This is a genomic window from Kineococcus vitellinus, assembly GCF_009906315.1.
GTDB classification, from domain to species: Bacteria; Actinomycetota; Actinomycetes; order Actinomycetales; family Kineococcaceae; genus Kineococcus; species Kineococcus vitellinus.
The window spans coordinates 1-24,883 of sequence record NZ_JAAALL010000027.1 but is presented as its reverse complement, the minus strand read 5'-3'; the positions used below and the strand labels follow the sequence as shown (position 1 = coordinate 24,883).

Here is a 24,883-nt window from a genome sequence, read left to right as displayed (position 1 = left end):
TCCTCAGCCCATCCCAGCACCTCGGCCCCGGCCGCGCCGGCGAACGAGCAGGACGGCCGCGGCGGTGGCCGCCAGGACCGCGGGCGCCGCGCGGCGCCGGCCGGTGCCGACGGGCAGCGCGTGGTCGACGGCGTCCTTGACCCGGTCGGAGACCGCGAGCGGGATCCCGGCGAGCACGTTGCCCGGGGGTTCGCGCGGGACCCTCGGGTGCGGCCTGGTCGGCGAGGTCCGGCGCTGCACCTCCCAGGCCGCGCCGATCGCGCGCAGCTGCTCGACGCCGACCGCCTGCTGCAGCCGCGGCAGCAGGTCGTCCTCCTCGTCGTGCGCGTCGTGGCGGATCACCTCGAAGGCGTGGCGCACCGTCGCGTCGTAGTCGGCGGAGGAGGGGTCGGCGCGCTGCAGCTGCTCCAGCGCGTCGTTGACCGTCTGGTGGTCGCCCTCGATGTGCCGGGTCAGCTCGTCGTCGTCCCCGGCGAGGAACTTGCGGTACGCGGGGAAGAGGACCGTCTCCTCGGCGAAGGCGTGCCGCAGGGCGCGCTCGCCGACCTGCGCGACGATCCGCCCGCGCTCGGCGGGGCTGCCCGCCGCGTCGTAGGAGCGCATCAGCTCGTCGAGCTCGGCGTGGTCGCGGCTCTGCCGGGACAGGATGCTGCCCGGGCCGCCGCGCTCCTCCTCGGACTGCTCGGCCACCGACCGCAGCCCGTTGTGGCGTGGGTTCGTCATGGCTCCCCCGTTCCCCGCGCGGGCCGCTCCCACACGCGGGCGCGCCGACCGGCCGGCGCGCCGCTCACGCCCGCAGCGCCACCACGCACGTCGGGGAGCCCACCGCGGCGGTGGAGCGGTCGACGACGACGAGGTCGTCGTCGAGGGCCAGGTGGACGACGAGGTCGGAGTCCTGCGCCGCGACGTACACGTGGTGGCCGAGCACCGCGACGTGGCGCGGGTTGAGCGCACCGACCGCCACGTCGCGCACCGGGCGCGCGGTGCCGTCGACGACCTCGTGCAGCGTGAGGACCTCCGCGCGGCGGTTGGCCACGACCAGGCCCCACGGCGCCGCGGCGACCTCGGAGGGGTACGTGCGCTGCTCGACGGGCACGGCGAGGGCGGGGTGGACCACCGGGTCCGACAGCCGCCCGCCGTCGACGGCGAGGCTGGTGACCGTGGCGGCGAGCTCCCCGGCCACGTGCAGCCGCCCGCCGTGCAGCCGCGCGTGGCGCGGGCCGGTGCCCGGCGCCAGGGCGAGCACCTGGACGGGCTCGGCGGACAGCCGCGCGCCCTCGACCGCGTGCACGCGCAGCTCGTCGGTGCCCAGGTCGCAGACCACGACGTGCCGCTCGTCCAGGAAGAGCGTCGAGTGCGGGTGGGAGGCCTCCTGCCGCTCCGCCTCCGGGCCGGAGCCCTGCGCGTGCAGGACCTGCTCCAGACCGCTCACCGCGCCCCGCGCCAGGCCGACCACCCCCGCACCGCCGCCGTAGTTCGCGGCGACGAGGAGCGCGCCCGAGGGCGCCGCGGACAGGTGGCAGGGCGAGGCGCCGCCGCTGGGCACCTGCGCGAGCAGCTCCCAGCGACCGTCCGCGAAGCGGCGCGAGGAGACCACGCCCTCGTCGAGCTCGTGGGCGGCGTGCAGCACGCCGCCCGGGCCGGCGGCCAGGAACGAGGGGGAGGGGCACTCGTCGACGGAGAGCACGGCGCCGAGGCGGCCGGTGCCCGGGTCGCGCTCCAGCAGCGTCACCCCGGCGCCGCGCCCGCCCGTGGCGGAGGTGTAGGAACCGACGGCGAGGACGCCGCTCGCGGCGTCGGTGCCGGTGCTCGCGGGGGCGCTGGTCGCGGGGTCGCTGCTCACGCGCCCATCGTGCCCGGTGCGGCTCAGCGCTGGTGGGAGCGCTGGTGCTCGGGGCGCCAGACGACCAGCGCCGTCGAGCGCTGCGACTCCGGCCGCCGCCCCAGCGGGGTGGCGACGATGTCGCCGGCCATGCCGGCCGCGAAGATGCGCCGCGCCTGCTGGCGCACGAGGGCGATCTCGGACTCCAGCGCCTCCACGCGCTTGCCGAGCGCCAGCACCTGGTTCTCCAGCTCGAGGATGCGCTTGATGCCCGCGAGGTTCACGCCGTCCTCCTGGGACAGCCGCTGCACCTCGCGCAGCTGCGCGATGTCGCGCGCGGAGTAGCGGCGCCCGCGCCCGCGCGCCCGGCTGGGCGAGACGAGGCCGAGACGGTCGTACTGCCGCAGCGTCTGCGGGTGCATCCCCGCCAGCTCCGCGGCGACCGAGATCACGAACACCGCGCTGTCGTCGTCGAACACCTGCCCCTCCTCTCCTCGTCCTCCTGCCCCGCCTCCTGCCCGCCTCCTGCCCGGCCTCCCGCCCCGCACCGCGCGGTGGCCGTGCCCGCGGGAGGGGCACGGCCACCGCGGCGGGGGTCCTCAGCTGCGGGCGCGCTCGGCCAGGCCCGCGCGCGGGTCCTCGCCGGCGGTGGCCTTCGCGAAGGCCTCCACGGCCTCGCGCACCGCGCCGTCGACGCGCTGCGGCACCACGACCTCCACGGCCACCAGCAGGTCGCCGCGCTCGTCGTCGGCGCGCGAGCGCTTGACGCCGCGGCCCTTCAGCCGCAGCGAGCGCCCGGACGGGGTCCCCGCGGGGACCTTGACCCGCACCGTCGAGCCCTCCAGCGTCGGCACCTCCACGGTGGCGCCGAGGACGGCCTCGTCGAAGGACACCGGCAGCGTCATCCGCAGGTCGTCGCCCTCCCGGCGGAACACCGGGTGGGGTTCGACGTGCACGGTGACCAGCAGGTCCCCGGCGCTGCCGCCGGGCCCCTGCACGCCCTTGCCGCGCAGCCGGACCTTCTGCCCGTCGCGCACGCCCTGCGGCAGCCGCGCGTTGACCGTGCGGGCCGGCCCGCCGCGCGGGTCGGGCACCCGCAGCGAGACCGTCTTGCCGTCGAGGGCGTCGCGGAAGGACACCCGCGCGGAGGCCTCGATGTCCTGGCCCCGCGGCGGCGCCTGGGCCGGGCCGCCGCCGAAACCGCCGGCACCGGCCCCGGCCTGGCCGAAGAGCCCGCCGAGCAGGTCCTCGAAACCACCGGCACCGGCACCCGCACCGCCGGGCGTGCCGAAGCGCACGCCGCCGGGTGCGCGCCCGCCCTGGCCGAACAACCCGCCGAGCAGGTCCTCGAAACCCGCCCCGCCAGCGGGGCCGCCCGCTCCCCCGGAGGAGAAGCGGGCGCCGCCGCCGACCATCGCGCGGACGCCGTCGTACTGGCGGCGCTGCTCGGGGTCGGACAGGACCGCGTAGGCCTCGCCGACCTCCTTGAACCGCTGCTCGGCGGCCGCGTCACCCGGGTTGGCGTCCGGGTGCAGGGTGCGGGCCTTCTTGCGGTAGGCCTTCTTGACCTCCGCGGCGTCGGCGTCGTGGGAGACGCCGAGGATGGCGTAGAAGTCCTTCTCCGCCCAGTCCTGCATGCTCACCGGCGCCCACCCCCCTTCGCTCTCGTGCTGTCCCCGGGCTCGTTCATCCCTGCGGGTCGGCGACCGCGACGCGGGCCGGGCGCAGGATCCGCTCCCCGAAGCGGTACCCCGGCTGCAGCACCTGGACGCACGTGGCGACCTCGTGCTCGTCGGAGTGGCTGTGCATCAGCGCCTCGTGGACCGCCGGGTCGAACGGCTCGCCGCTCTCGCCGTAGCGCACCAGGCCGAAGCGGGTGAGCGTCGCCTCCAGCTTGTCGGCGATCGCCACGAACGGGCCGGTCAGGTCGCCGTGCTGGCGGGCCAGGTGCACGTCGTCCAGGACGGGCAGCAGCGCCTCGGCGACGCTGGCCAGCGCCGCGTTCCGCGCCACGTCCCGGTCGCGGTCGACGCGCTTGCGGTAGTTCACGTACTCGGCGTTCAGCCGCTGCAGCTCCTCCAGGCGCTCGGCGGCCTGGGCCTGCGCGGCCTCCAGCGCCGCGTCGGCGGCGCCGTCGTCCGGGCCGCCGACCGTCGGGGCCTGCGCCTGCGGGGACTGCTGCCCGTCCTGCTGGTCGGCGGGCTCGGCGGGCTGGCCGGGCTCGGCGCGGACCGCCCCCGTCTCGGGGTCGATCCGGCGCCGGTCGCGGACCACGGTGGGTTCGGCGAACTCCTCCGACATCACTTGCCCTTCTCGTCGTCGACGACCTCGGCGTCCACGACGTCCTCCTCGGAGGAGGGCCCGGTGGAGCCGGCCCCGGCGGAGTCGCCCGGCGCACCGGCGTCACCGGCCGCGGCGCCCTCGGACTGCGCGGCGTACATCGCGGCGCCCAGCTTCTGGCTGGCCTGGGCCACGGCGTCGGACTTGGCCTTGATCTCGGCGGCGTCGCTGCCGTTGAGCGCGCTCTTGAGCTCGGCGACGGCCTTCTCGACCTCCTCCTTGCCCTCGGCCGGCAGCTTGTCGGAGTTGTCCGCGACGAACTTCTCGGTCTGGTAGACGAGCGCCTCGGCCTGGTTGCGGGCCTCGGCCTCCTCGCGGCGCTGCTTGTCCTCGTTGGCGTGCGCCTCGGCGTCCTTGACCATGCGGTCGATGTCCTCCTTCGACAGCGCGCTGCCGCCGGAGATGGTCATCGACTGCTCCTTGCCCGTGCCGCGGTCCTTGGCGCTCACGTGCACGATGCCGTTGGCGTCGATGTCGAAGGTGACCTCGACCTGCGGCACGCCGCGCGGGGCCGGCGCGATGCCGGTGAGCTCGAAGGTGCCCAGCGGCTTGTTGTCGCGGGCCAGCTCGCGCTCGCCCTGGAACACCTGGATGAGCACGGACGGCTGGTTGTCGTCGGCGGTGGTGAAGACCTCCGAGCGCTTGGTCGGGATCGCCGTGTTGCGCTCGATGAGCTTGGTCATGATCCCGCCCTTGGTCTCGATGCCCAGGGACAGCGGGGTGACGTCAATGAGCAGGACGTCCTTGCGCTCGCCCTTGAGGACGCCGGCCTGCAGGGCCGCGCCGATGGCGACGACCTCGTCGGGGTTGACGCCCTTGTTGGGCTCGCGGCCGCCGGTGAGCTCCTTGACGACGTTCGTCACGGCCGGCATGCGGGTGGAGCCGCCCACGAGCACGACGTGGTCGATGTCGGCGAGCTTGACGTCGGCGTCGCGGATGACCGCGTGGAACGGCGCCTTGGTGCGGTCCAGCAGGTCCTGGGTCATCTGCTCGAACTGCGCGCGGGTCAGCTGCTCGTCCAGGTGGACGGGGCCGTTCTCCGTCATCGACAGGTACTGCAGGGAGATGTTCGTGCTCGTCGCCGTCGACAGCTCCTTCTTGGCCTGCTCGGCGGACTCGCGCAGGCGCTGCATGGCGATCTTGTCCTTGGACAGGTCGATGCCGTAGGCGCCGGAGACCTTCTTCAGCAGGTGGTCGACGACGCGCTGGTCCCAGTCGTCGCCGCCGAGGTTGTTGTCGCCGGAGGTGGCGCGCACCTGGATGGTGGAGAAGCCGTCCTCGTCCTTGCCGACCTCCAGGAGGGACACGTCGAACGTGCCGCCGCCGAGGTCGAAGACGAGGATGAGCTCGTCCTCCTTGCCCTTGTCCAGGCCGTAGGCGAGCGCGGCCGCGGTGGGCTCGTTGATGATGCGCAGGACGTTCAGGCCCGCGATCTCGCCGGCCTCCTTGGTGGCCTGGCGCTGGGCGTCGGAGAAGTACGCCGGGACGGTGATGACGGCGTCGGTGACGGCCTCGCCGAGGTAGCTCTCCGCGTCGCGCTTGAGCTTCTGCAGCACGCGGGCGCTGATCTCCTGCGGGGTGTACTTCTTGTCGTCGATCGAGACGTTCCAGTCGGTGCCGACGTGGCGCTTCACGGACCGGATGGTGCGGTCGACGTTCGTGACGGCCTGGCGCTTGGCGATCTCGCCGACCAGCACCTCGCCGTTCTTGGCGAACGCCACCACCGACGGGGTCGTGCGACCGCCCTCCGCGTTGGCGATGACCGTCGGCTCACCGCCCTCGAGGACGGAGACGACGGAGTTGGTGGTACCGAGGTCGATGCCGACCGCACGTGCCATGGTGTGGCTCCTCTTTCCTGATCGCTTGAGCGTTCCTGGCTCAAGTCTGGCGACGTCCGCCGCCGTGTCAAGCCGTGACGGCTGGACTTGAGTCTGATCGGCTCAACTGCTGGGGCGGCCGGGTTGTTCCCGCCGGCCGCGGGAACCCGGGCGCCCGCTCGCACGCTGTCCCGGCGTGCACCCGCTGCGCCAGGTCCCGCTGCACTTCGCCGAGGAGTCGAAGGCCGGGCTCACCCACGTCAACCTCTCCGCCGTCCGCACCGACGGGCCCCACCTGTGGGTCGCCGGCGACGAGACGGCCACCGTCGAGCGCCTCACCGAGCAGCGCGACGCCGCCGGCCGCCTCACCGGCTACGGCGAGCAGGTGAGCGTCGCGCTCGCCGACCTCGTCGAGCTGCCCGCCGCCGCCTCCGAGGAGGCCGACGTCGAGGGCCTGGCCCGCACCGGCCCGTGGCTGTGGGCGATCGGCTCGCACAGCCTCAAGCGCAAGAAGGTCCGCGACTCCGACCCCGACGACAAGGCGCGCAAGCGGCTGGGCAAGGTCGTGCGCGAGGCCAACCGCTTCGTGCTCGTGCGGCTGCCGGTCGACCCGGCCACCGGCCTGCCCGCCCGCGAGGTGGACCTGGACGGGCGGCGCCTGACGGCCGCGGTCCTCGGCGCCCACGACGACGACCTGGCCGCCGAGCTCGCCGACGACGACCTGCTCGCGCCGTTCCTGGCCATCCCCTCCAAGGACAACGGCCTCGACGTCGAGGGCGTCGCCGTGCGCGAGGACGAGGAGGGCACCCGGGTCCTCGTCGGCCTGCGCGGGCCCGTCCTGCGCGGCTGGGCGGTGCTGCTGGAGCTGCGGCCGGACACCCACCGCAAGGACGACGGCCGCCTGGTGCTGCGCGAGTTCGAGGACGGCCGCCGCTACCGGCTGCACCTGCTGGACCTGCGCGGCCTCGGCGTGCGCGACCTCGCCCCGCACGGCGACGACCTGCTCGTGCTCACCGGGCCCTCGATGGGGCTGTCCGGGCCGGTGCGCGTGCACCGCTGGCCCGGCGGCCTGAGCACCGCGGCGCCCGCGGTCGTGCGCGCCCGCGAGCTGCCGGTCGTCCTGGAGCTGCCGCACGGGCAGGGCGAGGACCACCCCGAGGGCATCGGGGTCGTCCCCGCCGAGCCGGGCGGCGCGGAGGAGCTGCTCGTGGTGCTCGACTCCCCCGCCGCCGCCCGCCACACCGCCGGGGGCGGGATGCTCGCCGACGTCTGGCCGCTGCCCCCGGCCCCCTGAGCTCGTGGACGAACCGTGATCTTCCACGGTGCACCGTGGAAGATCACCAGTGGTCCACAGCGGGTCAGCCGAGCAGGCGGACCAGCAGGGGCACCGCCGCCACCAGCGCCCCGGCGGCCAGCAGCACGCTGTCGGCCCGCCGCCACGGCGCGGGCAGCGCCCACGAGCGGGGGGCGTCCACCCCCGCCGCGGCGAACCCGCGGGCGTCCATGGCCACCGCCGTGCGCCCCGCGCGGCGCACGGCGTCCACGAGCAGCCCGAACGCCGTCGAGGCCGCCCACCGCGCGCGCGAGAGCGGCGAGCGGCCCGCCCCCAGCCCGCGCACCCGCCGGGCCGCGGCGACCTGGTCCCACACCTGCGCCAGCGTGGCCAGCTGCCCGAGGGCGGCGACCGCGGCGACGACCACGCGCCCGGGCAGCCGCAGCCGCTGCGCGAGGTGGTCGCCGGCCTCGCCGGGGTCCAGCCAGCCCAGCAGCAGGACGCCCGGCAGCACGAGGACGACCAGGCGCAGCGCGGCGGTCGCGGCCGTGCGCAGCGGCTCGTCGGAGTCGCCGGCCAGGACGGTGGACCACCCCACCGACAGCGCCGCCACGGCCAGCGGCACCAGCCGGCGCCCCGGGGAGGCGCCCCGGCCCACGACCAGGGGCAGGCACAGCAGCTGCACGAGCAGGGCCACCGCGGCCTGCTGCCAGTCGTCGACCGCGAGGGCGCCGAGCGCGCACAGCAGCGAGACCGCCAGCAGCGACAGCGGCCCGCACGAGCGCACGGGCGGTCCGGGGGCGGCGGAGCGCAGCTGGGCCGGGGTCGGCGGCACCCCGGCGTCCACCGGCCCGTCCACAGCCGCGCCCGCCTCCCCCGCACCGTCCACCGGCTTCTCCACCGCCTCGTCCACAGGGGTGTGCACAGTCCTGTGGACACCGCTGGGGACACCGCTGGGGACGGCGGCGGGGGTCCCGTCGCGGCTCACGCGGCCACCCCCGCGACCCGCGTCCCGCCGCGCAGCGCCACCACCGGGCCGTCCAGCACCCGCAGCAACCGCTCGTCGTGGGTGCTGACCCCCACCGCGACGCCCTCGCGCGCCGCGGCCGCCAGCAGCCCCGCCACGACCGCCCAGGTGCCGCGGTCCTGCCCCACGCTCGGCTCGTCGGCCAGCAGCACGGCGGGCCCCGCGGCCAGCGCCCCCGCCAGCGCCAGCCGCCGCTGCTCGCCGCCGGAGAGGCGGAACGGGTTCACGTCCGCGCGGTGCGCCAGCCCGAGCAGCTCCAGCAGCTGCTCGCCGCGCGCCCCGGGGCACCCCAGCGCCAGCGGCGTCGCGGCGACCTCCTCGCGCACGGTGGCCCGCACGAAGGTGTGCTCGGGGAACTGCGGCACCCACGCCAGGCGGGCGGCCAGCTCGCGCGAGCGCCAGCGCCACGGCTGCGGCGGCAGGCCCCCCGCGAGCCCGGGCGCGGCGGTCAGCTCCCCGGTGGGGCGGGCCAGGCCGGCGAGCACCGCGAGCAGGCTCGACTTGCCCGACCCGCTGGGACCGGTGAACGCGGTGGAGCGCCCCGCGGGGAGCGCCACGTCCACCCCGTGCAGCACGGTCGCGGGCGGGGCGGGGCGCAGGCCGCGGCGGCGGCGCACCAGGCCCAGACCGCGCCCGGTGAGCAGCGCGTCCCCGGTGGCCGCCCCCGGCACCGCGAGCTGCGGCGCGAGCAGCCCCGCGGGCACGTCCACGGGCCGCGGCGCCGGCGCCCCGGGCAGCCACAGGCCGTCGGCCGGCAGCGCCCGCGAGCCCGCGAGGACGTCGGCGGGCGCGCCGTCGGCGACGAGGAGGCCGCCGCGGCCGAGGACGAGCACCCGGTCCACGTGCGGCGCCCAGCCGGCGAGGTCGTGGTCGACGACGACGAGGGTGCGCCCGGCGGCCGCCCGCAGCACCGCCTCCCGCACCCGGGCGGCGGTGGGCGCGTCGAGCATCGAGGTCGGCTCGTCCAGCAGCAGCACCGACGGCTGCACCGCGAGGGCACCGGCGAGCGCGAGGCGCTGGCGCTCGCCGCCGGACAGCGTCGCGACGTCCCGGTCGCGGCCGGCGACGTGGTGCGCGGCGGCGTGGGCCTGCGCGACCCGCCGCCAGACCTCCTCGCGGGGCAGGCCCGCGTTCTCGGGGCCGAAGGCGGTGTCCCGGCCGGCGGTCGCGGCGACCACGGTGTCCAGCGGGTCCTGCAGCAGCAGCCCCACCTCGCCCGGCCGCGCGGGGCGGCCGCCGAGCAGGACCTCGCCGCGGGCGTCGACGTCGTCCTCCAGCAGCCCCGCCAGCGCCCGCAGCACGGTCGACTTGCCGGCACCGCTGGGACCGACGAGCAGGACGCGCTGGCCCGCGGGCACGTCGAGGTCCACGCGGTCGACCACGGGGCGCCGCGCACCGGCCGGGGTGACGCTGAGGTCGCTCAGGCGCAGGTCGGGCACGTCCGCCGCCGCGCCTCAGCCGCGCCGGTGCAGCTCGCGGCCCGCCCCGAAGGCGCCCAGCGCGCCCGCGCGGGCCAGCGCGCGCACCAGCGCCCAGCCGCCCACGCCGGCGACGAGGGCGCCGGAGAGCGCGAAGCAGGCGACGTAGAGGACCTGGAAGCCGAGGGTCCACGTCCCCGCGAAGTAGGCGAACAGCTCGTAGACGCCCTCCAGGACGGCGGCGACGACCCCGCCGAGGACGGCCACGCCCACGCCCCAGCGCTTCCACGCGAACACGGCGACGGCGATCTCCACGCCGAGGCCCTGGACCGCGCCGGAGACCAGGACGCCGACGCCCCAGTGGCTGCCGAGCAGCGCCTCGACGCTGGCGGCGACCAGCTCCGCCAGCAGCGCGGCGCCGGGGCGGCGCACGACGAGCGCGCCGACGACGGCCGGCAGCAGCCACACGCCGCCCAGCAGGCCGGAGAGCGGGGCGAGCACGGCGAAGACGGGCGAGAGCGCGGCGTAGACGACGGCCCAGCCCCAGAAGACGACGCCGAAGGCGACGCCCAGCACGGCCGCGGTGACGAGGTCGACGGTGCGCCAGCGCCCGGGGCTGGACGAGCGGGTGAGGGTGGTGCTCACGAGGTTCCTCCTGTGCTCAGGAGGGGGACCCGCGGCGCCGATCGCCACGGGTCGAGGTCGGCCCGACTCCCTACGCCGGTGTGAACCGGATCAGGTTCGAGGGTCTGCGGCATCCCGCACTCTCAGCGCCCCGCGGCGCTCCCCTGTCGTGTGCAGGGAGGTTAGCACCGGGGCACCTGCGAGGATGCCCCCGTGCTCCGGATGATGCGCGGACCCGACGGCGGCCCCTCCCGCGGGGTGCGCCTGATCACCCTGCTGGTCATCGTCGCCGTCCTCGGCGGCACCGCGGCCGCCCTCACCCCGGTCCTGGGCTGGCTCCTGGACCTGCTGTAGGGCAGGGTTCGCGTCCATGAGCTCGTTCCTCTGGAAGTTGGTGGGCCCCGCGTCGGGCATCCTCGCGACCGCCGTCGCGAGCCGCGTCACGAAGAAGGTCTGGGTCACGGCGACCGGTTCGCCGCCGCCGGACAACCCGGAGGACCCGGACGTCGCCTGGAAGGAGGCGGTCGTCTGGGCGCTCGCCTCCGGTGCGGTCATCGGCCTGACCCGCCTGCTCGTCGAGCGCCAGGCGGCGGTCGTCTACCGCAAGAGCTTCGGCGAGCTGCCGCCCGGCCTGGGGCCGGGCGACGACGGCGCCGCGAAGGCCTGAGGCTCAGCCGAACCGCTCCACCAGCCGGTCCTGGCGGGCGTCGACGACGGGGTCGACGACCCGCAGGTCCGGAGTGGCGTCGTGGTGGGCGATGATCTCCCGCGCCCCGGCCGCGAAGCTCGTCGTGGCGGCGAAGGACGGCACCAGCCGCTTGAGCTTGGTGTTGTCGAAGACCACCGAGTGCGCCTTGTCCCCCAGCAGCCCCGGCCCGCGGTCGGGCGCCTCGCGGGCGATGACGTCGCTGGGCACGTGCACCAGCGTCGGCTCCGGAGCGCCCGCGGCCTGCGCCAGCGTGCGGTGGATGCGGTCCCAGGTGAGGACCTCGTCGCCGGTGATGTGCACGACGTCGCCGGTGACGGCCGGCTCGCCCAGCAGCGGCACGAACCCCTTCGCGAAGTCGGTGTGGTGGGTGAGCACCCACAGCGAGGTGCCGTCGCCGTGCACGACGACGGGCACGCCGCGCCGCATCCGGTCGATCGTCGTCCAGCCGTCGTCCACGGGCAGCAGGGTGCGGTCGTAGGTGTGGCTGGGCCGCACGAGGACGGCGGGGAAGCCGTCCTCGCGGTAGGCCCGCACGAGCAGGTCCTCGCAGGCGATCTTGTCGCGCGAGTACTGCCAGAACGGGTTGCGCAGCGGCGTGGACTCCGTGATCGGCAGGTGCCCGACGGGCTTCTGGTACGCCGAGGCGCTGGAGATGAACACGTACTGCCCGGTGCGGCCGGTGAACAGCTCCACGTCCGCGCGCACGTGCTCGGGGGTGAAGGCGATGAAGTCGACGACGACGTCGAACTCCTCGCCGCCGATCGCCTCCCGCAGCGAGACCGGGTCGCGGGCGTCGCCGGTGAGGGTGCGCACGTCCGGCGGCAGCGGCCGCTTGGCGGACGAGCCGCCGCGGTTGAGCACCGTCAGGTCGATCCCGCGCTCGAGCGCGAGCGCGGCGCACGCCGAGCTGATGATCCCGGTCCCGCCGAGGAAGAGGACACGCAAGGCCATGGGGGCTCCCGTCGTCGTGCCGGCTGCTCCGCCGGCCGCGGTCGACGCTAGGGCGCGAGCGGCCCGCGCGCGCGCCGGTCCCGGGGTGCGGCGCCGCCCGCGCGGGTGTCTCGTTGACCCATGAGCGCATCGGACAAGATCAAGAACGCGGCGCAGGACGTGGCCGGGCGGGCGAAGGAGGCCGCCGGCAGCGCGAGCGACGACGAGGAGCTGCGCGCCGAGGGCCGCAAGGACCAGACGGCGGCCGACGTCAAGCAGCGCGGTGAGCACCTGAAGGACGCCTTCAAGGGCTGACGCGCACCGGGCGGGTGCGGACGGGCCACCGGCGGCCCGTCCGCACCCGCCCCACCGTCTCGACCCGCTCCACCCGCGTCACGGCCTGCACGACCAGCCGTGGCCCACCCTGACCACTGGTGACCGGTCGGGCACGCCCCGTGCGGGAAACTGTCCCCGTGCCGGAGATCACCCCCCTGGTGTCGGGGCAGCCGCAAGGTGCCTATCCGCTCGTGCCCTCGCGGCGCTGGGTGCTGCTCGGCGTCGTCGCCGGCCTCGTGCTGTGCCTGCTCGACCTCGGCGGTGGCTTCCTCGTCGACCGTCGCAGCGCCAACATCTCCGGCACCCTGGCGCTGAGCCCGGTGCTCACCGGGCTGGGCGGCTCGCGCCGCCAGACGGTCGCCGTCGGCGCCCTCGCCGTCGCGGCGGCCGGAGCCCTGGTGCTCGCCGACGGCGTGCCGGTCGTCCCCGGCGTCGTGCGCACCGTCGTCGTCGCGGCCGCGGCCGCGCTGGCCGTCGTCGCCGTCGGCGTGCGCAACGCCCAGCTCGCCACGCTGCAGGACCGCCGCCAGGCCGCGCGCACGCTGCAGGCGGCGATGCTCACCCGGCTGCCCGAACCGGACCACCTGCAGCTGACCAGCCGCTACCTGCCGGCCAGCAGCGGCGACCAGGTCGGCGGCGACTGGTACGACGCGCTCGTCGACGCCGACGGCTGCACCGTCCTCGTCATCGGCGACGTCACCGGCCACGACATCCACGCAGCGGCCGCGATGGGGCAGCTGCGCGGGCTGCTGCGCAGCTACGCCGTCGAGGGCGGCCAGAGCCCGGCGCAGGTGCTGCGCCGCGTCGACGCCGCCGTGGAGCGCCTGGGGCTGGAGGTCCTGGCCACCGCGGTGGTCGCGCGCGTCGAGCAGGACGAGGACGAGCGGCGCACCGGTGCCCGCCGGCTCACCTGGTCCAACGCCGGGCACCCCGCGCCGCTGCTGCTGACCCCCGCGGACGGCGGGCGGGCGGCGCGCACCCGCTTCCTCGACGAGCACCCCGACCTCATGCTCGGGGTGCTGCCGGAGGCCGACCGCACCGACCGCACCGTGCCGCTGCCGCCGTCGGCGACGCTGCTGCTCTACACCGACGGCCTCGTCGAGCGCCGCGACCAGTCGCTGACGGACGGGCTCGCGGACCTGGGGCGGGCGGCGGAGCAGGCCGCGGCGGCCGACCTCGACGCCTTCGTCGAGGCCGTGCTCGAGGCCCGCCTCGGCGGCGCCCACCAGGACGACGTGGCCGTGCTGGCCCTGCGCGCGCACCCGGAGGACCGGCCGCGGCCCGCGGTCGCCGGACCGGGGCGCTCCCGGCCCGGGCCGCCGGAGCCCGAGCTGGGCTGAGCCGCGGCGCGGCTCAGGTCGCCGCGCCGGCCGCCCCGGCCACCGGCGCCGGCGGTGCGGGCGGTGCCGACGGGCGAGGGCGGGACCGCAACCACGCGGCGAGGTCCCCGGCCGGCAGCGGGCGGGCGTGGACGAAGCCCTGCACCTCGTCGCACCCCAGCCCGCGCAGCGCCGCGAGCGTGGCCTCGTCCTCGGCTCCCTCGGCGACCACGCGCAGCCCCAGCCGGTGGCCCAGCTCGACGGTGCCGGCGATGATCGCGCCGACGCGCGCGTCCTGCACCAGCCGGGCGGTGAACGAGCGGTCGATCTTCAGCTCGCTGGCCGGCAGGTCGCTGAGGTACGCCAGCGAGGAGTAGCCCGTGCCGTAGTCGTCGATGCTCAGCCCGAAGCCGGCGGCGGTGACGGCGCGGCAGACCTCCAGGGCGGCGCCGGGGTCGGTCATGAGCATCGTCTCGGTCACCTCCAGGACCACGTCGGACGGGCGGCTGCCGGCGGGCAGGACCGCCAGCAGCTCGGGCACGAGGGCGGGGTCGGCCAGGCAGGTCGCGGACAGGTTGACCGAGGTCCGCAGCCGCCCCAGGCCCTGGGCGCGCCAGCTCGCCGCGTCCGCCGCCGCCACCCGCAGTACGTGCCGGGTGAGGCGCTCCACCAGCCCGCGCTGCTCGACGAGGTCCAGGAAGGCAGCCGGCGGCAGCAGGCCCGCGCGCGGGTGCTGCCAGCGCACGAGCGCCTCGACGCCGGTCACCTCCCCCGTGGCCGCCGACACCTGCGGCTGGTAGTGCACCGGGAACGGCGGCCGCTCGTCCTGCCCGGGGGCGAGGGCGGCCACCAGCTCGTCGGCCAGCCGCGCGCGCTCGCGGGCGCGCTCGTCGATCTCCTCGTCGAAGGTGCTGACGCCGGTGCGCCCGGTCTTGGCCACGTACATCGCGGCGTCGGCCCGCCGCAGCAGCTCACCGCCGTCGGCGAGCGCGGGGGTCGCCGCGACGCCGATGCTGACGTCCAGCTCCAGCCGGGGCCCGGGGTCCGCCGGGTCCCCGGCCGCTGCGCCACCGAGCGCGCCGCCGAGCGCGGCACCGAGCGCGGCACCGCCGAACGCGCCCGCGTCGAGCGGGGCGCGGCAGGCCCGCACCAGCTGCCGGGCGCTGCGCGCGGCGGCCTCCGGGGAGGCGCCCGGCAGCACGACGGCGAACTCGTCGCCGCCCAGCCGGGCCAGCAGCCCCTCCGGGGGCGCCGCGGCCCGCAACCGCGCGGCCAGCGCCCGCAGCAGCTCGTCGCCCACCCCGTGCCCGAAGCGGTCGTTGACCTCCTTGAAGCGGTCCAGGTCGAGGACGAGCAGCGCGACGGGCCGGTGCAGGCGGGCCAGCTCCTCCAGGCGGCGGGAGAACGCGCGGCGGTTGGCCAGGCCGGTCAGCTCGTCCGTCAGCGCCTCCTGCCGGCGCACCGCCAGCGAGGACAGGTCGCGGATGAGGTTGACCACGCGGGTGCTGACGCCGACGACCGCGAGCACGGCCCACAGGACCGAGGTGCTCGTCCGCGCGGGCTCGAGCCGGGTGTTGGCCACGAGGATCGCGACGCCGGCCAGCAGCACGACGAGCGCGCCGATGGTCAGGGACTGGGTGGTGGCCGCCTGGGGCCGGGAGGCGCGCACCGGCAGCAGCCCCGCGGCGGCGAGGGCCGCCAGCAGGACCAGCCAGCCGGCGCTGCCGGACCAGTCGTTCCACGGCACGACCCCGGCCAGGGCCACCAGCGCACCGGCCGCGACCGCCCACGGGCGGGGGTCGCGCAGCAGGTCGCCCATCGTGGCGACGGTGACGGTGGTGCCGAGCACCACGACGAGGGCGGCGGCCTGGAAGAGCAGCAGCTGCACCTCGCCCCAGGGCAGCCCGGCGCGCCCGTCCCCGCGCCAGGAGAGGAGCAGGTTCCCCAGCGCGGCCAGGGCGAGGGTGGCGCTGAGCCCGTTGAGCCAGTCCCCGGGGTCGGTGGTGGCGGTCCGCAACCGGTTCCACACGATGAGGCCGCGGTAGACCAGCGGGCAGGCGAGCAGGGTCGCCACCGCGAAGGCGGTGCCGTGCGCGCCGGGCGGGACGGTCCCCACCTGCTCCAGCGCGCGCTCGAGGGCGTCCAGGGCCGAGCCGGCGCAGACGGCGGTCGCCGCCAGGGCCGCCCACCGCCAGACCTCGCCCTCGGCGCCGGCGCGGCGGGCGCTGCGGCGCAGCAGCAGCGCCGTCGCCGCGAAGCAGCCGGTGCGGGCCAGGGCGGCCAGCACGGGCCACCAGTGCGCCGCGACGCTGGCCGCGGCGAGGCCGGCGGCCAGCACGGCGGCCAGCACGGCGGCCAGCAGGGGCAGGGCGCGCGCGGGGCGCGCACCGGTGGAGCGCGCCACCGGGTTCGACGTGGGCATGCGTCTCCTCGCACGACGTCGCGCCCGGTGGTTGCAGGCGCCGGTCGTGGTCTCGACCGGTGCGAGGCCCGGCTGGAGCGCGCCGCACCCCTCAACTCGACCAGCAGGAGCGCCGATCAGCAACTCAGTGCAACGAACCTCACACGCTCCGTTGATGTGCTTGTGCGGTGCGCGACCACCCGGACGGGTGAGCGGATCGAGGTCCGAGCCAACCCCCGGCGCCGCGGCACCGAACGACAGACGTAGTGATCACCGTCGTCGCAGGGAGCCGCACCGCCATGTCCGAACCTCGCGTGGACGCCACCAGGATCCGTGAGCACGTCCTGCGCCTGGGCGAGCGCCACCCGCCCGTCGACCTCGACTCCACCGACTACCGCGTGCTCGACCCCGCCGCGGTCCGGGACCGCTTCGGCGGGGTGCTGGAGTACATGGCGCGGGTGGAGGTGGAGGTCGAGCGCAACGTCCTGGAGCTGGCCGTCCTGCTCCCCGACGTCAGCGAGACCGACCGCCTCTTCTACGCCGACGTCTGGGGCCCGCAGGAGGAGCGCCACGGGATCCTGCTGGACACCCTCGGGCAGCACCTGGGCATGCCGCCGGTGGTCGCGAACACCGGTGAGGTGCCGGCCCGGGTGCGGGTGCTCGGCGCCCTGGCCCACCTGCCCGTCGTGCACGAGGTCGTCCGGCTCCTGTACTACCTGACCGGCGCGGCCACGGAGAAGTCCGCGATGCTCGCCTACCAGGCGATGAGCGAGGGGCTGGGCGAGATGGGCGAGCACGCCGTCAAGCGCACCGTCGTCGACGCGATCAAGGTGCAGGAGCCGGGCCACTTCGCCTTCTACCGCCTCAGCGCGCAGGAGATGGTCCAGTCCGGCGCCATCGCCCCCTGGCAGCTGCACCTGGCCCGCCTGCTGCGCTCGCGCAGCTACGGCCTGGTCGGCGCCGCCACCCGCGAGCAGCGCACCGACTTCGGCGGCGTCGTCGTCGAGCTGGGCCTGGACGAGCAGCTGGAGCGCAACGTCCGCGACATCTCGCGGCTGGAGACGCAGCTGCTGTGGGCGCACCGCGAGGGGCTGCAGGTGCCGGAGTACGCGCTGGCGGCCTTCCGCGACGCGGCCGCGATGTACCGCGAGCGGCTCGCCCACCGGGGCGGCGGGCGGGGCGGCCGGCGCGGCGGGCAGGCGCTGGCGGCCTGAGCCGCGGGGACGGCGCACCCGCCCCCGGGGACGGCAGAGGCCCAGGTCCGCTGGACCTGGGCCTCGTGAGGAGCGGGTGACGGGAATCGAACCCGCGCTATCAGCTTGGGAAGCTGAAGTTCTACCATTGAACTACACCCGCACAGCGACCTCCGGGGACCGGCCCCGGCGTCGAGCACGTCCATCGTAGCGGACCCGGGGGCAGGCCCGGGCCGGGGGTAGCGTGACGCCCGTGCTGCTCTCCGACCGCGACATCCGTGCCCAGCTGGACCGGGGCCGGGTGGTCCTGGACCCGTTCGAGCCGTCGATGGTGCAGCCGAGCAGCGTCGACGTGCGCCTGGACCGGATGTTCCGCCTCTTCGACAACCACAAGTACTCCGTCATCGACCCCGCCCAGGAGCAGCCGGAGCTGACCCGGCTGGTGGAGGTCGAGGGCGAGGAGCCGTTCATCCTGCACCCGGGCGAGTTCGTGCTCGGCTCGACCTTCGAGGTCGTGACGCTGCCCGACGACATCTCCGCGCGGCTGGAGGGCAAGAGCAGCCTGGGCCGGCTGGGGCTGCTGACGCACTCCACGGCGGGCTTCATCGACGCCGGCTTCTCCGGGCACGTGACGCTGGAGCTGTCCAACGTGGCGACGCTGCCGATCACGCTGTGGCCGGGGATGAAGATCGGCCAGCTGTGCTTCTTCCAGCTCTCCTCCCCCGCCGAGAGCCCCTACGGCAGCGACGCCTCCGGCTCGCGCTACCAGGGCCAGCGCGGCCCCACGCCGAGCCGCTCCTTCCAGGGCTTCCTGCGCACCCCCGTCTGAGCGCCCGCGCCGCGACGCGCCGCCGGACACGCCCGTTCGGCCCAGTCCCGGGCGCCGGGGCTTCAGCCGGGCGCTCCGCACGCCGTTGTAGGGCAGGTGAGGTCGCGGGCGAGCACGGGACGGGAGGGCGACCAGTGAGCTGGCACGGCAACCCCGCTCGTCGCGCTGCTCCCGCGCACCCCCCCGCGGGCGGCACGGTGGGCACCACCACGGGCACCACCACGGGCACCAGCACCACCACCGCCGGCGGCGAATCGGCGGCCGCGGGCGGGAGCGCGTGGACGTCGGGGTCGGTCGCCCCCGTGCGGGTGGGCCGCCAGGGCATCTACGACCGCGAGCGCCGCCTCGTCGCCTACGAGCTGCTCTTCCGCGCCCACGGCCGCGCCAGCGCCGAGCTGGCCGAGGGCGCCGAGCAGGACCACGCGACCTCGCAGGTCATCAGCGCGACCTTCGGCGACTTCGGCGTGGAGCAGATCGCCGGCGACAAGCTGCTGTTCATCAACCTCACGCGCGGCTTCTTCACGGGCGAGCTGCCGATGCCGTGCTCGCCGAGCCAGGTCGTCCTGGAGCTGCTGGAGAACGTCGAGGTCGACGACGAGGTCCACGCCGGGCTGCTGCGGCTGCGCGAGGAGGGCTACCGCATCGCCGTCGACGACTTCGCCGGGGAGCCGGGGCGGCTGCGGGCCGTGGAGCTGGCGCAGTACGTGAAGATCGACGTGGAGGCCACCGGCGGCTCCTTCGAGGACGTCCTGGCCCTGGCCCGCCGGCACAACCCGGACGCGCTGGTCGTCGTGGAGCGCATCGAGGACGACGAGCTGTTCGCGCGCTGCAGCGCCGCGGGCGTCGACCTCTTCCAGGGCTACGGGCTGCAGCGGCCGGTGACGCTGGAGGCCGTCAGCCTCACGCCCTCGCAGATGGTCTGCCTGCGGCTGGTGCGCGCCCTCACCGGCGCCGACGCCCCCATGCGCGAAGTCGAGGAGCTCGTCGCCTCCGACCCCGCGCTGAGCCTGCGGGTGTTCAAGACGGTGACGTCGGCGGCGGCCGGCACGCGCACCGAGGTCACCTCGCTGCGGCAGGCCATCGTGCTGCTGGGCCGCAAGCAGCTGCTGTCGTGGGTGGTCCTCATGCTGCTCGGCGGCGTCACGAGCGTGGACACCGAGTCCCTCACGATGGTGCTGGCCCGCGCCGCCGCGTGCGCGCGGCTGTCCCCGCGCGAGGCGGACCTGGCCTACACGGTGGGCCTGCTGTCGGGGGTGGCGACCGTGCTGGGGATGCGCGAGGAGGAGCTCGTGGACACCACCGGGGTCGCGCGCGCCGTGCGCAGCGCCCTCGTGGACCGCCACGGCCCGGCGGGGGCGGCGCTGAGCGCCGTGCTCGCCTACGAGGTGGACGAGCCGCGCACGATCGCCGAGGCCGGGCACGTGGTGTACGAGGTCTCGCGCGCCTACCTGGCCGCGCTGAGCGGGGCGATGGCGACCGTGAGCTCGGTCCTGGAGCGCTCCTGAGCGCTCCCGAGCGCTCCAGGCCGGCCGCGACGCCGGACGGGGTGCGCTCGGTGCGCGGGCGGACCTACCCTGTCGCCGTGACGGACAGCCGCGAGGACCCGGACGCGCTCGTCCCGCCCGCGGAGCCGGTCGGACCGGCCGACGAGGGGGAGGAGCGGGCGCTGGAGCTGGCGCACCGCGTCTTCGAGCACGCCCGCAACGGCCGCTCGCGCGAGCTGTGCGGCTACCTCGACGCCGGGGTGCCCGTGGACTCCACCGACAGCGAGGGCGACTGCCTGCTGATGCTCGCCGCCTACCACGGCCACCCGGCCACGGTGCGGGCGCTGCTGGAGCGCGGCGCGAACCCCGACCGCGTCAACGGCCGCGGGCAGACGCCGCTGGCGGGTGCGGTCTTCAAGGGCGAGCGCGACGTCGTGGCCGCGCTCGTGGCCGCCGACGCCGACCCCTACCTCGGCAGCCCCAACGCCCTGGAGTCGGCGCGCTTCTTCGGCCGCCGGGACCTGCTGGAGCTGCTGGAGGTTCCGCTGGACGGGGTGGACGGCGCCTGAGCGGCCGCCGGCGGGCGGTGGATCGCCTAGCCTGATCCGGTCGGCGCGCCCCTCGCGCCGGGAGGGTCGAGGCGCTGGGAGGCCGCTGGTGGTTGCGCTCACCTCGCGCCGCCGCATCCTGCGCCACCCGGCCCAGGTCGTGGCCGTCACCTTCGCGACCGTCGTGGCCGTGGGCACGGCGCTGCTGTGGCTGCCGGTCGCCCACCGCGGGGAGGGCGCGGCGACGTTCGTGCAGGCGCTGTTCACGGCGGTGAGCGCGCTGTGCGTGACCGGCCACGTCGTGGTCGACACCCGCGAGCACTGGTCGACCTTCGGCCTCGTCGTCATCCTCGCCCTCGCCCAGGTCGGCGGGTTCGGCATCATGACGTCCGCCTCGCTGCTGGGCGTGGTCGCCTCGCGCCGCATGGGCCTGCGCTCGCGGATGCTCACCACCACCGAGACCCGCGGCTTCGACCTCGGCGACGTGCGCACCGTCCTGCTCGGCGTCGTGAAGGTGTCCGTGCTCGTCGAGGCCGTCACGGCGGTGCTGCTGACGACCCGGCTGTTCGTCGGCTACGGCGCCAGCCTGCCCTCGGCGGCGTGGGAGGGCACGTTCCTGGCGGTCTCCTCCTTCAACAACGCGGGCTTCGTGCTGCGCGGGGACAGCATGACCGACTTCGTCGCCGACCCGTGGATGTGCCTGCCGGTCGTGGGCGCCTCCTTCGTCGGCGGCTTGGGCTTCCCCGTCCTGCTGGAGCTGCGCCGGCAGTTCCGCCTGCCGCAGCGCTGGTCGCTGCACACCAAGCTGACGCTGGCCACGACCGTGCCGCTGCTGCTCGTCGGCTGGGTCTTCCTGACGGTCAACGAGTGGCGCAACCCGGCGACGCTGGGGGCGCTGGACTGGTGGGCGCGACCGCTGGCGGGCCTCTTCCAGTCCAGCGCGACGCGCAGCTCGGGGTTCAACTCCGTCGACGTCTCGCAGATGAACGGGGGGTCCTGGCTGGTCATGGACGTCCTGATGTTCATCGGCGGCGGGTCGGCGAGCACGGCCGGCGGCATCAAGGTGACGACGTTCGCGCTGCTGGCGGTCGTGCTGCTGGCGGAGTTCCGCGGCGAGGCGTCGGTGACGGTGTTCGGGCGCCGGGTGCCCGACCGGGTCTGCCGGCAGGCGCTGACGGTGGCGCTGGTCTCGGTGGGCGTCGTCGTCACGGCGACGGTGGTCCTCGTCGAGATGACGGGGTTGCCGCTGGACATGGTCGTCTTCGAGGTCATCTCCTCCTTCGCCACCGTGGGCCTGTCGTCGGGGCTGCTGCCGCAGCTGCCCGAGAGCGGGCAGGTGATCCTGGCGCTGCTGATGTTCCTGGGCCGGGTCGGGCCCATCACCCTGGGGGCGGCGCTCGCGCTGCGCGAGCGCACCCGCATGTACGAGTTCCCCGAAGGGAGACCGATCATTGGCTAGGCGCTCCGCACTCACGAACCCGCGCTCGGTGGTCGTCATCGGCCTGGGCCGCTTCGGCCGCTCGCTGGCGACGGAGCTCATGGAGGACGGGCGGGTCGACGTCCTCGGGATCGACCGCGACCCGGCGCTCGTCGACGAGCTGGCCGGGACGCTCACGCACGCGGTCGTGGCCGACTCCACCAAGGAGGAGGCGCTGCGCCAGCTGTCGGTGCACGAGTTCGACCGCGCGGTCGTCGGCATCGGCACCGACCTGGAGGCGAGCATCCTCACCGTCTCGGTGCTGCTGCAGTTCGGCATCCGCAACGTGTGGGCGAAGGCGATCAGCGAGTCGCATGCGCGGATCCTCACCCAGCTCGGCGCGCACAAGGTGATCCGCCCCGAGCACGAGATGGGCCTGCGGGTGGCGCACCTGGTGCGCGGCCGGATGCTCGACTACATCGAGTTCGACGACGGCTTCGCGATGGTCAAGACGACCCCGCCGGCCCCGCTGGTCGGCCAGACGCTCGCGCAGGCGCGCCTGCGCAGCCAGCACCGGGTCACGGTCGTGGCCCACCACCGCCCCGGCGAGGGCTTCACCTACGCGACGCCGGAGACCGTCATGGGCGCCGACGACGTGATCATCGTCTCGGGGCAGATCCGGGACGTGGAGGCGTTCAGCTCGATCGTCTGAGGCGCGGGCCGCTCCCGGGCAGCTCAGGCGCTGCGGTCCTCGCCCTGCCCGCGGGGTTCCTCGCGGGGGGCCTCCGCCTCCGGGACGGCGTCGGTGCCGCGGCGGTCCACCCCGGGCAGCCGGCGGCGCTCCGGCTCGCCGCGCTCGGCGCGCGTGAGGTCGATGAGGGAGCGCCGGTCCCGCCCGCGCCGGCGCCGCTCGGCCTCGGCCGCCGCCTCGCGCGCGGTCTCGGCCTCGTGCGCGCTCTCGGGTGCCGGCTGCTCGTGCTCGTCGCTCACCCCTCCACCTCACCACGCAGCGTCGCGGCTTGTCACTCGGGCTCGACAGGTGGTTGCCTCAGGCATATAGTTTTGTCGTACGACCGGCCGGGGAGCGCGCCGTCAGCGGCGCGGGCGCGCGACCGGCCCACCCCCTCCGACCCGTCCCTCGAGGAGTCCCGTGTCCTCCGCACCCGCGAGCGGCACCACGCCCGGGCTGCTGAAGCAGCCCGTCGCCGTGTGGGCCGTGGCGTTCGCCGCCGTCGTCTCCTTCATGGGCATCGGCCTCGTCGACCCGATCCTGCCCGCGATCGCCGGCGAGCTCGGCGCCACCCAGGCGCAGACCCTGCTGCTGTTCACCTCGTACCTCGGCATCACCGGCCTGGCGATGCTGCTGACCGGCTGGGTCTCCAGCCGCTGGGGCGCCAAGCGGACCCTGCTGGCCGGGCTCGCCGTCATCGTCGTCTTCGCCGCCCTCGCCGGCGCCTCCGGCTCCATCGGCGCCATCGTCGGCTTCCGCGCCGGCTGGGGCCTGGGCAACGCGCTGTTCATCGCCACCGCGCTGGCGACCATCGTGGGCGCCGCCAGCGGCGGCACGGCCAGCGCGATCATCCTCTACGAGGCCGCCCTCGGCCTCGGCATCGCCGCCGGCCCGCTCGCCGGCGGCCTGCTCGGCGAGGTCTCCTGGCGCGGGCCGTTCTTCGGCACCGCCGTCCTCATGGCCGTCGCCCTCGTCGCCATCGCCACGCTGCTGCCCACGAGCCCGCGCCCGGCGGTGCGGACCTCCATCAGCGACCCGGTCCGCGCCCTGCGCCACCGCGGGCTGCTGACGGTCGCGGCCATGGCCTTCCTCTACAACTTCGGCTTCTTCACGCTGCTGGCCTACACGCCGTTCGCCCTGGGGATCTCCTCACCCGTCCGGCTGGGCCTCGTGTTCTTCGGCTGGGGCGTGTGCCTGGCGGTCGCCTCGGTGGCGATCGCCCCGCCGCTGCAACGCCGCTTCGGCGCGGTGCCCGTCGTCAGCGCGATGCTCGCCCTCTTCGCCCTCGTCCTGCTCGTCGAGGCCGCCGGGGTCGAGCACCGGGCCGTCCTCGTCGCGGGCACGGTCGTCGCCGGCCTCTTCCTCGGCGTCAACAACACGATCGTCACCGAGCTGGTCATGGAGGTCTCCCCCGCCCAGCGCTCCACCGCCTCGGCCGCGTACTCCTGCGTGCGCTTCATCGGCGGCGCCATCGCCGCCTGGGCCGCCGGCGAGCTCGGGGAGGTCTACACCGACTGGTCGCCGTTCGTCCTCGGCGCCCTCGGCGTCCTCGGCGGGCTGCTCGTGCTGCGCCTCGGGCGCCGCCACGTCGTCGTCGTGCACGCGGAGGCGGCCCCGCGCTCGGCCGCCGAGGCGCAGGCCGTCACCGCCGGCGACGCCTGAGCACCCGACCCCGCACGCGCGTCAGCTGTCGTAGCCCAGGGTCGTGGCCTCGGCGAAGTCCACGTCACCGGCCGCCTCGGCGAAGCGGGCGAAGCCCGCCGCCACGAGCGCGCGGTCCTCGGGCGCCATCCGCTCCAGCACGGACTCGAACTGCGCGCGGCGGCGGTCCATCACCTGCCCGACGAGTTCGCGGGCGGTGCCGGTCGGCGCCACGAGCACCTCCCGGCGGGTGTCGGGGTTGTCCTGGCGGACGACCCAGCCGGCCGCGACGAGGCGGTCGACGGCGCGGGTGAAGGTCGAGGGGTGCACGCCGATGGCCGCGGCCAGGGCTCCGCTGCGCAGCGGACCGCGGCGGCAGACGAGCACCAGCACCCGGTACTGCTGCAGCGTCAGCGACTCCAGCGCGTCCGCCAGGGAGCGCACGCTGATGCCCACGACGGCTCGCGACCCTGCGAGCACCGCCTCGACGTCGTCATCGGGTGAGTGCACGTGCGGATCCTAGTCACCAGGTTGGCCTCGTGCGGGGACGACGTGGTGGAGTACCCGTGAGGAACCACCCCGAGGGACAGGAGCCCTGCGTGAACGAGCACGACATCCACGAGCGCATCAACGCCCTCGTCGCCGAGGAGCACCGGCTGCGCGAGGCGCTGCAGTCCGGCGAGCTGAGCGCTCCGGAGGAGCACGCCCAGCTGAAGTCCGCCGAGGAGGCGCTGGACCAGGCCTGGGACCTGCTGCGCCAGCGCCAGGCGCTGCGCGACGCCGGGCAGGACCCGGACCAGGCGCAGGAGCGCCCGGTCGGCGAGGTCGAGGGCTACCGGCAGTGAGGCTCAGGGCAGGGTGATCCGCAGCAGCGGCTCGCCCTGCCCGGCCGGCCGCACCGGCACCACGACGGTGCGCTCCTCCAGCCGGCAGGTGCTCTCGTCGCAGGTGGCGACCCGCACGTCCACGCGCAACCTGCCCGCGGCGAGCACCCGCAGCGGCCGTCGCCACCCCGTCCCCGCACC

Annotated in this window: 26 protein-coding genes, 1 tRNA gene and 1 riboswitch; of the genes, 13 read left to right on the top strand and 14 right to left on the bottom strand. The window is 75.8% G+C overall.

Features of this window, described 5'->3' with window-relative positions; translation table 11 throughout:
- Positions 1-3 precede the first annotated feature (3 nt).
- The 6 genes from GTQ99_RS04480 to dnaK all read right to left on the bottom strand — a co-directional run bounded on the left by GTQ99_RS04480 (position 4) and on the right by dnaK (position 6,000).
- A complete protein-coding gene (locus tag GTQ99_RS04480; protein ID WP_166614539.1) occupies positions 4-723 on the bottom strand; it encodes a hemerythrin domain-containing protein in 720 nt (239 codons plus the stop codon).
- 64 nt (positions 724-787) lie between these two features.
- Complete coding sequence (locus GTQ99_RS04475) at positions 788-1,843, bottom strand: beta-propeller fold lactonase family protein (RefSeq protein WP_166614538.1); 1,056 nt, start codon at positions 1,841-1,843, stop codon at positions 788-790.
- Between the two features lie 23 nt (positions 1,844-1,866).
- A complete protein-coding gene (locus tag GTQ99_RS04470; RefSeq protein ID WP_205706788.1) occupies positions 1,867-2,244 on the bottom strand; it encodes a heat shock protein transcriptional repressor HspR in 378 nt (125 codons plus the stop codon).
- A gap of 177 nt (positions 2,245-2,421) precedes the next feature.
- Complete coding sequence (locus GTQ99_RS04465; RefSeq protein WP_166614536.1) at positions 2,422-3,465, bottom strand: DnaJ C-terminal domain-containing protein; 1,044 nt, start codon at positions 3,463-3,465, stop codon at positions 2,422-2,424.
- A 43-nt stretch (positions 3,466-3,508) separates the two neighbouring features.
- Positions 3,509-4,123 (bottom strand): nucleotide exchange factor GrpE, encoded by a 615-nt coding sequence (gene grpE, locus GTQ99_RS04460; RefSeq protein ID WP_166614535.1) that lies wholly within the window; start codon positions 4,121-4,123, stop codon positions 3,509-3,511.
- Positions 4,123-6,000, bottom strand: coding sequence for a molecular chaperone DnaK (gene dnaK / locus GTQ99_RS04455; protein ID WP_166614534.1), 1,878 nt, complete (start codon positions 5,998-6,000; stop codon positions 4,123-4,125). Before dnaK ends, grpE begins: the two co-directional genes overlap by 1 nt.
- Before the next feature lie 175 nt (positions 6,001-6,175).
- Here dnaK and GTQ99_RS04450 point away from each other — a divergent pair, with 175 nt between their 5' ends.
- Entirely contained in the window at positions 6,176-7,273 is a 1,098-nt protein-coding gene (locus GTQ99_RS04450) for a DUF3616 domain-containing protein (RefSeq protein ID WP_166614533.1), read from the top strand.
- A gap of 64 nt (positions 7,274-7,337) precedes the next feature.
- On the opposite strand, the gene GTQ99_RS26630 is transcribed toward GTQ99_RS04450, so the two are convergent.
- The 3 genes from GTQ99_RS26630 to GTQ99_RS04435 are packed head-to-tail and all read right to left on the bottom strand — an operon-like array spanning position 7,338 to position 10,342.
- Positions 7,338-8,177 carry a CbiQ family ECF transporter T component gene (locus GTQ99_RS26630; protein ID WP_166614532.1) on the bottom strand — a complete coding sequence of 280 codons (840 nt, stop codon included), beginning with the start codon at positions 8,175-8,177 and terminating at the stop codon, positions 7,338-7,340.
- Between the two features lie 59 nt (positions 8,178-8,236).
- Positions 8,237-9,718, bottom strand: a complete 1,482-nt coding sequence (locus GTQ99_RS04440; protein ID WP_205706780.1) for an ATP-binding cassette domain-containing protein — start codon at positions 9,716-9,718, stop codon at positions 8,237-8,239.
- 15 nt (positions 9,719-9,733) lie between these two features.
- Positions 9,734-10,342, bottom strand: coding sequence for an ECF transporter S component (locus GTQ99_RS04435; RefSeq protein WP_166614531.1), 609 nt, complete (start codon positions 10,340-10,342; stop codon positions 9,734-9,736).
- A gap of 50 nt (positions 10,343-10,392) precedes the next feature.
- Positions 10,393-10,497, bottom strand: a riboswitch (TPP riboswitch).
- Between the two features lie 37 nt (positions 10,498-10,534).
- Here GTQ99_RS04435 and GTQ99_RS04430 point away from each other — a divergent pair.
- Complete coding sequence (locus tag GTQ99_RS04430) at positions 10,535-10,675, top strand: hypothetical protein (protein WP_166614530.1); 141 nt, start codon at positions 10,535-10,537, stop codon at positions 10,673-10,675.
- A 16-nt stretch (positions 10,676-10,691) separates the two neighbouring features.
- A complete protein-coding gene (locus GTQ99_RS04425) occupies positions 10,692-10,988 on the top strand; it encodes a DUF4235 domain-containing protein (RefSeq protein ID WP_166614529.1) in 297 nt (98 codons plus the stop codon).
- Positions 10,989-10,991: 3 nt separating this feature from the next.
- Here GTQ99_RS04425 and GTQ99_RS04420 read toward each other — a convergent pair whose 3' ends face one another.
- Positions 10,992-11,981 carry an SDR family oxidoreductase gene (locus tag GTQ99_RS04420; RefSeq protein WP_166614528.1) on the bottom strand — a complete coding sequence of 330 codons (990 nt, stop codon included), beginning with the start codon at positions 11,979-11,981 and terminating at the stop codon, positions 10,992-10,994.
- Between the two features lie 120 nt (positions 11,982-12,101).
- On the opposite strand from GTQ99_RS04420, the gene GTQ99_RS04415 reads away from it, so the two are divergent.
- Complete coding sequence (locus GTQ99_RS04415; RefSeq protein ID WP_166614527.1) at positions 12,102-12,275, top strand: CsbD family protein; 174 nt, start codon at positions 12,102-12,104, stop codon at positions 12,273-12,275.
- A 158-nt stretch (positions 12,276-12,433) separates the two neighbouring features.
- Complete coding sequence (locus GTQ99_RS04410) at positions 12,434-13,636, top strand: SpoIIE family protein phosphatase (RefSeq protein ID WP_166614526.1); 1,203 nt, start codon at positions 12,434-12,436, stop codon at positions 13,634-13,636.
- A gap of 13 nt (positions 13,637-13,649) precedes the next feature.
- Here the strand turns inward: GTQ99_RS04410 and GTQ99_RS04405 are convergent, their stop codons facing one another.
- Positions 13,650-16,037, bottom strand: coding sequence for a putative bifunctional diguanylate cyclase/phosphodiesterase (locus tag GTQ99_RS04405; protein ID WP_166614525.1), 2,388 nt, complete (start codon positions 16,035-16,037; stop codon positions 13,650-13,652).
- Positions 16,038-16,315: 278 nt separating this feature from the next.
- Here GTQ99_RS04405 and GTQ99_RS04400 point away from each other — a divergent pair, with 278 nt between their 5' ends.
- The gene (locus GTQ99_RS04400; RefSeq protein WP_166614524.1) at positions 16,316-17,230 is read left to right on the top strand and encodes a GTP-binding protein LepA; all 915 of its coding nucleotides are present in this window, start codon (positions 16,316-16,318) and stop codon (positions 17,228-17,230) included.
- Between the two features lie 71 nt (positions 17,231-17,301).
- On the opposite strand, the gene GTQ99_RS04395 is transcribed toward GTQ99_RS04400, so the two are convergent.
- A tRNA-Gly gene (locus GTQ99_RS04395) sits at positions 17,302-17,372 on the bottom strand.
- Positions 17,373-17,462: 90 nt separating this feature from the next.
- Here GTQ99_RS04395 and dcd point away from each other — a divergent pair.
- The 5 genes from dcd to GTQ99_RS04370 all read left to right on the top strand — a co-directional run bounded on the left by dcd (position 17,463) and on the right by GTQ99_RS04370 (position 22,199).
- A complete protein-coding gene (gene dcd, locus GTQ99_RS04390) occupies positions 17,463-18,038 on the top strand; it encodes a dCTP deaminase (RefSeq protein ID WP_166614523.1) in 576 nt (191 codons plus the stop codon).
- 197 nt (positions 18,039-18,235) lie between these two features.
- Positions 18,236-19,543 carry an HDOD domain-containing protein gene (locus tag GTQ99_RS04385; RefSeq protein WP_166614522.1) on the top strand — a complete coding sequence of 436 codons (1,308 nt, stop codon included), beginning with the start codon at positions 18,236-18,238 and terminating at the stop codon, positions 19,541-19,543.
- Between the two features lie 77 nt (positions 19,544-19,620).
- Positions 19,621-20,091, top strand: coding sequence for an ankyrin repeat domain-containing protein (locus GTQ99_RS04380; RefSeq protein ID WP_338074724.1), 471 nt, complete (start codon positions 19,621-19,623; stop codon positions 20,089-20,091).
- A gap of 88 nt (positions 20,092-20,179) precedes the next feature.
- Positions 20,180-21,529 carry a TrkH family potassium uptake protein gene (locus GTQ99_RS04375; RefSeq protein ID WP_338074723.1) on the top strand — a complete coding sequence of 450 codons (1,350 nt, stop codon included), beginning with the start codon at positions 20,180-20,182 and terminating at the stop codon, positions 21,527-21,529.
- Between the two features lie 28 nt (positions 21,530-21,557).
- Positions 21,558-22,199: an NAD-binding protein gene (locus GTQ99_RS04370; RefSeq protein WP_166614521.1), complete on the top strand. Its 642-nt coding sequence runs from the start codon at positions 21,558-21,560 to the stop codon at positions 22,197-22,199.
- Between the two features lie 23 nt (positions 22,200-22,222).
- Here the strand turns inward: GTQ99_RS04370 and GTQ99_RS04365 are convergent, their stop codons facing one another.
- A complete protein-coding gene (locus GTQ99_RS04365; protein WP_166614520.1) occupies positions 22,223-22,477 on the bottom strand; it encodes a hypothetical protein in 255 nt (84 codons plus the stop codon).
- A 160-nt stretch (positions 22,478-22,637) separates the two neighbouring features.
- On the opposite strand from GTQ99_RS04365, the gene GTQ99_RS04360 reads away from it, so the two are divergent.
- Positions 22,638-23,879 carry an MFS transporter gene (locus GTQ99_RS04360; protein ID WP_166614519.1) on the top strand — a complete coding sequence of 414 codons (1,242 nt, stop codon included), beginning with the start codon at positions 22,638-22,640 and terminating at the stop codon, positions 23,877-23,879.
- Between the two features lie 21 nt (positions 23,880-23,900).
- On the opposite strand, the gene GTQ99_RS04355 is transcribed toward GTQ99_RS04360, so the two are convergent.
- Positions 23,901-24,368 carry a MarR family transcriptional regulator gene (locus GTQ99_RS04355; protein ID WP_166614518.1) on the bottom strand — a complete coding sequence of 156 codons (468 nt, stop codon included), beginning with the start codon at positions 24,366-24,368 and terminating at the stop codon, positions 23,901-23,903.
- 89 nt (positions 24,369-24,457) lie between these two features.
- Between GTQ99_RS04355 and GTQ99_RS25900 the strand changes: the two genes are divergently transcribed.
- Positions 24,458-24,703: a DUF2630 family protein gene (locus tag GTQ99_RS25900; protein WP_166614517.1), complete on the top strand. Its 246-nt coding sequence runs from the start codon at positions 24,458-24,460 to the stop codon at positions 24,701-24,703.
- The last annotated feature ends 180 nt before the right edge of the window (positions 24,704-24,883 follow it).